At 67.2% G+C, this 7,924-nt stretch carries 10 protein-coding genes and 1 tRNA gene; 8 read left to right on the top strand and 3 right to left on the bottom strand.

Annotated features, from left to right (window positions below):
* Nucleotides 1–48: 48 nt before the first annotated feature.
* The 3 genes from I71_RS33480 to I71_RS33470 form a co-directional block, all read right to left on the bottom strand.
* Entirely contained in the window at nt 49–636 is a 588-nt protein-coding gene (locus I71_RS33480) for a riboflavin synthase (RefSeq protein WP_042704469.1), read from the bottom strand.
* Nucleotides 637–737: 101 nt separating this feature from the next.
* Complete coding sequence (ribD, locus tag I71_RS33475) at nt 738–1,829, bottom strand: bifunctional diaminohydroxyphosphoribosylaminopyrimidine deaminase/5-amino-6-(5-phosphoribosylamino)uracil reductase RibD (protein WP_042704467.1); 1,092 nt, start codon at nt 1,827–1,829, stop codon at nt 738–740.
* Between the two features lie 64 nt (nt 1,830–1,893).
* The gene (locus tag I71_RS33470) at nt 1,894–2,388 is read right to left on the bottom strand and encodes an outer membrane protein assembly factor BamE (protein ID WP_042704465.1); all 495 of its coding nucleotides are present in this window, start codon (nt 2,386–2,388) and stop codon (nt 1,894–1,896) included.
* Nucleotides 2,389–2,520: 132 nt separating this feature from the next.
* On the opposite strand from I71_RS33470, the gene I71_RS33465 reads away from it, so the two are divergent.
* The 8 genes from I71_RS33465 to I71_RS33435 all read left to right on the top strand — a co-directional run bounded on the left by I71_RS33465 (nt 2,521) and on the right by I71_RS33435 (nt 7,559).
* On the top strand, nt 2,521–3,102 hold the full coding sequence (locus I71_RS33465) for a ubiquinol-cytochrome C chaperone family protein (RefSeq protein ID WP_083897523.1): 582 nt from the start codon (nt 2,521–2,523) through the stop codon (nt 3,100–3,102).
* Between the two features lie 169 nt (nt 3,103–3,271).
* The gene (locus tag I71_RS33460) at nt 3,272–3,847 is read left to right on the top strand and encodes a DUF177 domain-containing protein (protein WP_042704463.1); all 576 of its coding nucleotides are present in this window, start codon (nt 3,272–3,274) and stop codon (nt 3,845–3,847) included.
* Between the two features lie 190 nt (nt 3,848–4,037).
* Nucleotides 4,038–4,226, top strand: coding sequence for a 50S ribosomal protein L32 (gene rpmF, locus I71_RS36705; protein WP_012973646.1), 189 nt, complete (start codon nt 4,038–4,040; stop codon nt 4,224–4,226).
* A gap of 82 nt (nt 4,227–4,308) precedes the next feature.
* Nucleotides 4,309–5,361: a phosphate acyltransferase PlsX gene (gene plsX / locus I71_RS33455; RefSeq protein ID WP_042704461.1), complete on the top strand. Its 1,053-nt coding sequence runs from the start codon at nt 4,309–4,311 to the stop codon at nt 5,359–5,361.
* Nucleotides 5,362–5,364: 3 nt separating this feature from the next.
* Nucleotides 5,365–6,336, top strand: coding sequence for a beta-ketoacyl-ACP synthase III (locus I71_RS33450; protein WP_042704459.1), 972 nt, complete (start codon nt 5,365–5,367; stop codon nt 6,334–6,336).
* A gap of 161 nt (nt 6,337–6,497) precedes the next feature.
* Nucleotides 6,498–6,830, top strand: a complete 333-nt coding sequence (locus I71_RS33445) for an integration host factor subunit alpha (protein WP_014247260.1) — start codon at nt 6,498–6,500, stop codon at nt 6,828–6,830.
* Nucleotides 6,831–6,932: 102 nt separating this feature from the next.
* Nucleotides 6,933–7,388 carry a MerR family transcriptional regulator gene (locus I71_RS33440; RefSeq protein ID WP_042704454.1) on the top strand — a complete coding sequence of 152 codons (456 nt, stop codon included), beginning with the start codon at nt 6,933–6,935 and terminating at the stop codon, nt 7,386–7,388.
* Nucleotides 7,389–7,482: 94 nt separating this feature from the next.
* A tRNA-Pro gene (locus tag I71_RS33435) sits at nt 7,483–7,559 on the top strand.
* Nucleotides 7,560–7,924: the final 365 nt, after the last annotated feature.

The following is a 7,924-nucleotide window of genomic DNA, read 5'->3' as shown; positions in this document are numbered from 1 at the left end:
CTTCGATGATCTCTTCGGCGCTCGACAGGTACTTGTGAAACTCGGACGTCATTCCTGCCCCGCGAGCCGGGCGACATAGCGCGCCAGCATATCGATTTCGAGATTGACCGCATCGCCCTCCTTCAGCCCGCCGAAGGTTGTGGCGGTCTGGGTGTGGGGGATGATGTTGACGCCGAAGCGGTTGCCCTCGACCTCGTTGACGGTCAGTGACACGCCGTCGATGGCGACCGAGCCCTTGGGCGCGATGTATTTGGCGAGGGTGGCGGGCGCCTCGAAGGTCAGGCGCAGCGATTCGCCCTCGGGGCGGATCGACAGCAGCCGGCCGACGCCGTCGACATGGCCGGACACGATGTGCCCGCCCAGCTCGTCGCCGACCTTCAGCGCACGCTCCAGGTTGACGCGCGTGCCGGATTCCCAGCCGCCGAGCGTCGTCTTCGACAAGGTCTCGCCAGAGGCCTGGATGACGTAAGTCCCCGGCCCTTTCTCGATGACCGTCAGACAGACGCCGTTATGGGCGATGGACGCCCCGATCGCGATCGTCTCCGTGTCGAAGGCGGTCTCGATGGTGAACCGGGTGTCGCCCTGCCGCTCCACGGCCCGGACGCGCCCGACATCGGTGATGATTCCGGTGAACATGCGGGGAATTTAGCAGGTTTCGCGTCCAGGGGAAGCGGGCGCGACACCGCAGACGGCGCAACGGTCTGTTGCGTGGGCTGGGCCGGCGGCAAATCCGATCGTCAGGGGGCGATCCGGCGGTAACTCTCGGCCAGATCGGCTCCCGCGCTGCGCACGGCGGTCCGCTCGAAGCGCGCGATGGCGGACAGCGCCTCGACTCCGAAGCCGGCGACCGCCGGCAGCCCGTCGCCGCCGATCAGCGAGGCGGCGCGGAACCACTCCAGCCGGTCGACCAGCCCGGCGCCGAGCAGGGCGCCGGCCATCGCCGCCCCGCCTTCCACCAGCACACGGGTGATGCCGCGGCAGGCGAGGGCGGTCATCGCGGCGGAGGGATCGACGCGGCCGTCCGCTCCGGCTGCGACCGGGATCACCTCGATGCCGAGCGCGGAGAGAGCCTCGGAACGGGCGCTGTCGGGGGACGGGCCGGTGACGACCCAGGTCGGGACTCGGTGGGCGCCGGTGGCGAGCTTCGCCGCCGGGGGCAGGCGCAGGCTGCTGTCGACCACCACGCGCACGGGACTGCGGTCCACCAGGCCGGGCAGGCGGCAGGTCAGTTCGGGATCGTCGGCCAGCGCGGTGCCGATGCCGACCAGGATGGCGTCATGGCTTGCGCGCAGCCGGTGGCCCCAGGCGCGGGCGGTTGGACCGGTGATCCACTGCGATTCGCCGGTGGCGGTGGCGATGCGGCCATCCAGCGTGCTGGCGACCTTCAGCGTGACCAGCGGCCGGTTCAGGGTGATTCGGTTGAAGAAGCCCTCGTTGAGGGCCAGCGCCTCGGCCTCGCAGATGCCGGTGGTCACGTCGATGCCGGCATCGCGCAGCCGGGCCAGTCCGCCGCCGGCAACCCGCGGGTCGGGATCCTGGCAGGCGACGACGACGCGCGCCACCTTGGCCTCCACCAGCGCCAGGGCGCAGGGCGGCGTCTTGCCATAGTGATTGCAGGGTTCCAGCGTGACATAGGCGGTGGCGCCTTCCGCTCCACCGGAAAAGGTCCGGGCGCGGGCCAGCGCCTCGGTCTCGGCATGGGGGCGGCCGCCGGGCTGGGTCCAGCCGCGGCCGATGACGGCGCCGTCGCGGAACAGCACGCAGCCGACCGCCGGATTGGGCCAGGTCCGCCCCAGCCCGCGCGCGGCGAGCGACAGGGCGCCCCGCATATGGCGCAGGTCGATGTCGGGATCTGGGGAAGCGGGCACGGATGCCGGCCTGACGGTCAAGCGATCAGCTGCCGGGGCCCTTGCCCTTGCTGTCCTTGGCGGAGAAGCGGCCGACGTTGCCCATCATCTGCTCCAGGAATCCCATCTCGCGGCCGGCGGTCGGCGTCGTGCGCTCCACCAGATCGATGTCCTGGCCGTTCGACTTGTCGAGCGTCTTGATCTCGCGCAGGACGCCATTGTTGTCGAAATGGGCGACGACGACGCGGCGCTCCGTCACTTCCGGCTCGAAGAAGGCGGTCTTTTCGGTCTTCTGGCCGATATAGTACCAGACATTCGGATCGAAGGTGCCGACCGACGTCGGCGTGCCCAGCACCGCGGCGACGTCGTCGCGCCGGCTCTGGCCCGGCTGCAGCTCTGCCACCAGCTGCGGGTCCGTCAGGTTGCCTCGCGTGTTGACGACCGGGGCGCAGCCCGTCGCGGCGAGGCCGGCGAACAGGACGCTGCCCAGCAGGGCGGTGCGGATGACGGTGCGGGGGGCGGAAAAGTTCGATCTGGTCATGGTGCTCGGGCTATGATGGAGCCGGCGGGGCAGGGAGGCCGTCCACGGCTGTGGATAGTCTCCGGGCGGGACAATCGCACCGGCTGCTTCGCCCTGTCAACGAGACTCCGAGTCGGGGAAGGGCTGCCGTTCGTGTCAGGAAGCTTTATCGGCCGTCTGCTGGGCCCATTGCTGGGCAATCGGGCGGGTGAAACGCGCATCCGCACCGCAACTGCGGTGGGCGGGCTGTTCACCGCCATCGTCGGTCAGGCCCGCGAACCGGGCTTTTACAACGCGTTGGCCGTGCCCGACACGTTGGATGGACGGTTCGAGATGGTGGCGCTGCATCTGCTGCTGGTGATGCGCCGGCTGAAGGGGCAGGGGGCCGAGGCGGGCAAACTGTCGCAGCGCCTCTACGAGACGATGGTCGACGATTTCGAGACGTCGCTGCTGGAGATGGGGGCGGGGGACAGCGGCATCGCCCGGCGGGTGAAGACGATGGCGCGCGGCATGGCCGGGCGAATCCGCGCCTATGACGAGGCGCTGGCGGACTCACAGACCGGCAGGCTGGAGGTGGCGCTGGACAACAACCTCTACGGCACGGTCGATCCGGTGCCGGAGGGCGTGCTGCCGGTCATGGCCGCCTATGTCCGCGCCTGCGCCGCGACGCTCGACGCCCAGCCGCTGGAGTCGCTGATGCGGGGCGAGGTTCGCTTCGCGCCGATGCCGGCCTGAACGGTACACTATATATGTAGAGTGTCGCTGCATATGTAGAGTGTCGCTGCGTGCCGCAGAGGATGGCAGAGGGCTTGCCTTTCCGGCGTGCCCGCTGCATGTGACTCGGGAGAATGCCGGGCGTCCGTCGTGCCGGCTGTTTTGCTTTTCGATCAGAGAGTCTATCGCCATGAGCCCTGCCAACGGCGCCCTGCCGGCCCCGGAATTCTCGCGCGTCGTCCATGCCGATGCGGTGCGCCGCGCCGATGTTGCCGAGACCATCGAAGCGACGGAGGCGGAACGCAACGCGCTCGCCGAGCGGCTGGAGCTTGAGTCGATCGGCAGCCTGACCGCCACGGTGAAGCTGCGCGCGGTGCGCGGCGGCCAGATGATCCGGGTGTCAGGGCAGTTGGAGGCCGATGTGGTCCAGACCTGCGTCGTCACGCTGGAGCCGGTGCCCGCCCATGTCAGCGAAAGCTTCGAGGCGCTGTTCGCGCCGCCGGCGATGATCGAGGATCCGGGGCTGGAGATCGATTTCGACGCCTCCCTGTCGGACGAGGACATTCCCGAGCCGATGGAGAACGGCCGAATCGACATCGGCGAGCTGACGGCGCAGCACCTGTCGCTGGGCCTCGATCCCTATCCGCATGCCGAAGGGGTTGAATTCGAGGGCTATGACGAGGACCCGGTGGAGGAAGAGGCAGTGGAGGAGCCTGAAAAGCCCAATCCGTTCGCCGTCCTGCAGCAGTTGAAGCCGCGGAAGTGATCCGGCTGTTGCTTTCCGTGTCGTGCCTTGTATAAGGGCCGGCGTTTCCACCCCCACCAATGAGCGGCGCGGGGGTGAGAAATGGGGGTTGTTCGGGCTTGCCCTTTGGGAGCATTTGCCTTATTGAATGCCGCTCGCGCTGGGCGGCCCCTGTTCGGGCCGCCCTTTCCAATGAAGAGAGTTTACGGTCATGGCTGTTCCGAAGAAGAAGACCTCCAAGTCGCGGCGCAACATGCGTCGTTCGCACCACGCTCTGCCGACCTCGGCCTACAACGAGTGCCCGAACTGCGGCGAGCTGAAGCGTCCGCACCACGTCTGCGGGTCTTGCGGCCACTACGACCAGCGTGAAGTGGTTCAGAGCGGCACCGCGGCCGCTTGATCCGCATCGCGTTGTCTGAGGTCCCGTTGATCGGGGGCGCCCGTCGCCCCTGCCGGGGTCCTAGCCGGGGAGCCTGTTCGCGGTGAGCCAGCGCCTGACCATCGCCCTGGATGCCATGGGTGGCGATCACGGTCCCGACATGGTCATTGCCGGGGCGGACATCGCGCGGGAACGCCATCCCGACGTGCGTTTTCTGCTGTATGGCGACCAGCAGCGGATCGAGCCGCTGCTGAACCAGCGGCCTGCGTTGAAGGCGGTGGCGGAGATCCGTCACACCGCCGACTTCGTGGCCGGTGACGCCAAGCCGGCGGTGGCGCTGCGCGCGGGTCGCCAGTCCAGCATGAGGCTTGCCATCGACGCCGTCGCGGCGGGCGATGCCGCCTGCGTGGTGTCGGCCGGCAACACCGGCGCCCTGATGGCCATGGCCAAGTTCGTGCTGAAGACGCTGCCGGGCATCGACCGGCCGGCGATGGCCTCCTTCTTCCCGACGCAACGGGGCGAGAGCGTGATGCTGGATCTCGGCGCCAATGCCGAATGCCAGCCGGAAAACCTCGTCCAGTTCGCCGTGATGGGGGCCGTCTTCGCGCGTGCCATCCTGGGCTTGCCGGAACCGTCGATCGGTGTGCTGAACATCGGTTCGGAAGACATGAAGGGCAACGAGGTGGTGCGTGCCGCGGCGGCGAGCCTGCGCGACATGCCGCTGCCCGGCCGTTTCCATGGCTTCGTCGAAGGCACCGACATCGGGCTGGGCACGGTGGATGTCATCGTCACCGACGGCTTCACCGGCAATGTGGCGCTGAAGACGGCGGAGGGGACGGCGAAGCTGTTCTCCGAATTCCTGCGCCGCACCTTCGCGACGTCCTTCCTGGCGCGGATCGGCTATCTGCTGGCCCGCGGCGCCTTCAAGCGGTTCCGCGAGCGGATCGACCCGCGCCGCTACAACGGCGCGATGTTCCTGGGCCTGCGCGGCGTCTGTGTGAAGAGCCATGGCGGAACCGATGCCGTCGGCTTCGCCAATGCGGTGGCGGTCGCCATCAACCTGGCGACGCACGGCTTCAACGAACGCATCAAGGAAGAGATGGGGCGCATAGCCGACGCGAACCCTCTTACCGACACGAAGGCGGCGGCGGGCTGAACAATGGTCATGCGTTCCCAAGTGCTGGGTTGCGGTATCTTCCTGCCGTCCAACGTCGTCACCAATCAGGATCTGGAACAGCGGGTCGACACGTCGGACGAATGGATCGTCCAGCGCACCGGCATCAGGTCGCGTCACATCGCCGCGGAGGGGGAGAAGACCTCCGACCTCGCCATCGCGGCGGCGACGCGGGCGCTGGAGCATGCCGGGGTGCCGGCCGCCAGCATCGACTGCATCATCCTGGCGACCACCACCCCGGACAACACCTTTCCGGCCACCGCGACCAAGGTCCAGGCGGCGCTGGGCGCCAAGGGCTTCGCGATGGACATCCAGGCGGTCTGCGCCGGATTCGTCTATGCCCTGTCGGTGGCCGACAATTTCCTGCGCAACGGTCAGGCGCGCCGCGCCCTGGTGATCGGGGCGGAAACCTTCTCCCGCCTGCTGGACTGGAACGACCGCACCACCTGCGTGCTGTTCGGCGACGGCGCCGGCGCTGTCGTTCTGGAGGCCTATGAGGCCAAGGGCGATTCGGCCGACCGCGGCGTGCTGTCCACCCACCTTCATTCCGACGGCAGCCAGTACGACCTGCTCTATGTCGATGGCGGCGCGTCCTCGACCGGCACCATCGGCCATGTCCGCATGCATGGGCAGGAGATTTTCCGCCACGCCGTGTCGAAGCTGTCGGCGGTGGTGGAGGAGGCGCTGGTCGCCAACGGGCTTGAGTCGACCGACATCGACTGGATGGTCCCGCATCAGGCGAACCGCCGCATCATCGACGGGCTGGCCCGCAAGATGAAGCTGGCGCCGGAGAAAGTCGTTCTGACGGTGGACCGTCACGGCAACACGTCGGCGGCATCGATTCCGCTGGCGCTGGGCGAGGCTGTGGCAGACGGCCGCATCAAGCGCGGCGACCTGATCCTGATGGAAGCCATCGGCGGCGGCCTGACCTGGGGCTCCGCGCTGATCCGCTGGTAAGCAGGCGGCACCCGTTCTTCCCCCGATCCCCAATTGTCATGCTGCATAGCACGCCCGGCCAAGCAGCGGCCGGGCCGCATGCGGCTGCCAAGCTTTTGAATTGACGGACCTTCTTTCCCCGGATTACCGTCTTTCCAACGGTTGCGGGGGGAGGTCGAACAATGTCGCAAAATACCGTAACGCGGGCTCAATTGAGTGAGGCCGTGTACCAGGAGGTCGGTCTTTCGCGCAACGAATCGGCCGATCTGGTCGAAACCGTGCTGGATGAGATTTCCGACGCGCTCGCTCGGGGAGAGATGGTGAAGATCTCCTCCTTCGGCAGCTTTCAGGTCCGCCAGAAGGGCGAGCGAATCGGCCGCAACCCCAAGACCGGGGAGGAAGTGCCGATTCTGCCGCGCCGGGTCCTGGTCTTCCGTGCCAGCCACGTTCTGAAGAACCGCATCAACGATGTGCAGGAGGGTGGGGCACCGACGCCCGCGCGGGCGCTGTCCTGACGCCGGCCGTTTCGATGATCCGCATGCCCTGTCGATCGCCGTGCCGTGCCTTCCCTGGGCCTGCCGTCCCCGGTCACCATTGGGTGGTGGCCTGATCGAGCCATGAAATCTGCCACGGCCTATCGCACCATCAGCGAGGTATCGACCGAACTCAGCGTGCCTCAGCATGTGCTGCGGTTCTGGGAGACGAAATTCCCGCAGATCCGGCCGTTGAAGCGTGGCGGCGGCCGTCGCTATTACCGGCCGGAAGATGTCGAGCTTCTGCGGCGCATCCAGGCGCTGCTGTATGAGGACCGCTATACCATCAAGGGCGTTCAGCGCCTGCTGAAGGAAGGACGCATGTCCGACCCGATGCCGGAGGATGCCGAGGATGGTGGCGGGTTATCGGACGGCGAGGGCCTTGCCGGCGACGATCTGCCGGACGACGGGGAGGGGGATGCCGATCATGCGCCCCTGTCCGACGCCGTGCGGCACGAGATCACCATGGTGCTGGACGAGCTGAGATCGTTGCAATCGGTGCTGTCCCGCTTGTCCGAAATTGGGAGCAAAAAAAGCTGAAAAATCATCACGGGAGATGTTGCATCGGCGAAAGCCCGCGGCTATAGTCCCGTTCCCTTCCGGAGCCAAGCCGCAAGCACTGCGGTGAAGTTGACGGAGCGTAGCGCAGCCTGGTAGCGCATCAGACTGGGGGTCTGGGGGTCGCAGGTTCAAATCCTGTCGCTCCGACCAGTTCCGGAGGGAACGAAAAAGCCTTGGAACCCAACGGTTCCAGGGCTTTTTCTTTGCCTGTGTCATCGACTGCCTGTGCGTCATCTGTCGGCGCCGTGTGGAACTCTTGCGTGGACGTCCGTCACGCGCGACCGGGGAACCCGGCACCGGTGAAGGGACGGACCAGGTTCCGGGCTGGCGGTTTCCCAGCCGGGCGGAGTTTGGCGCAATGGGAGTGGCCGGAATCCGGGCGGGACCCAGCCTTCGCTCTGTGGCGTTCAGACTCCGCAATGTCGCAACGAGGCCATCATGCTCCAACTCAATCCTCCGCTTCCCATGGACACCCCGAAGGGGCCCGCGCTTGAGCGGTTTCGTCCTCGATTACG

This window comes from Azospirillum sp. B506, from assembly GCF_000333595.1.
In the GTDB taxonomy this organism is placed as follows: domain Bacteria; phylum Pseudomonadota; class Alphaproteobacteria; order Azospirillales; family Azospirillaceae; genus Azospirillum.
The sequence above is the reverse complement of the archived record's forward strand: the minus strand, read 5'-3'. Positions and strand labels throughout refer to the sequence as shown.

Coding starts and splice junctions, on each gene's coding strand:
- I71_RS33470 (WP_042704465.1), bottom strand. CDS start 2,388: ATGACCAGATCGAACTTTTCCGCCCCCCGCACCGTCATCCGCACCGCC.
- I71_RS33450 (WP_042704459.1), top strand. CDS start 5,365: ATGGTCATGCGTTCCCAAGTGCTGGGTTGCGGTATCTTCCTGCCGTCC.
- I71_RS33440 (WP_042704454.1), top strand. CDS start 6,933: ATGAAATCTGCCACGGCCTATCGCACCATCAGCGAGGTATCGACCGAA.
- ribD (WP_042704467.1), bottom strand. CDS start 1,829: ATGCGGGGCGCCCTGTCGCTCGCCGCGCGCGGGCTGGGGCGGACCTGG.
- I71_RS33445 (WP_014247260.1), top strand. CDS start 6,498: ATGTCGCAAAATACCGTAACGCGGGCTCAATTGAGTGAGGCCGTGTAC.
- rpmF (WP_012973646.1), top strand. CDS start 4,038: ATGGCTGTTCCGAAGAAGAAGACCTCCAAGTCGCGGCGCAACATGCGT.
- I71_RS33480 (WP_042704469.1), bottom strand. CDS start 636: ATGTTCACCGGAATCATCACCGATGTCGGGCGCGTCCGGGCCGTGGAG.
- I71_RS33460 (WP_042704463.1), top strand. CDS start 3,272: ATGAGCCCTGCCAACGGCGCCCTGCCGGCCCCGGAATTCTCGCGCGTC.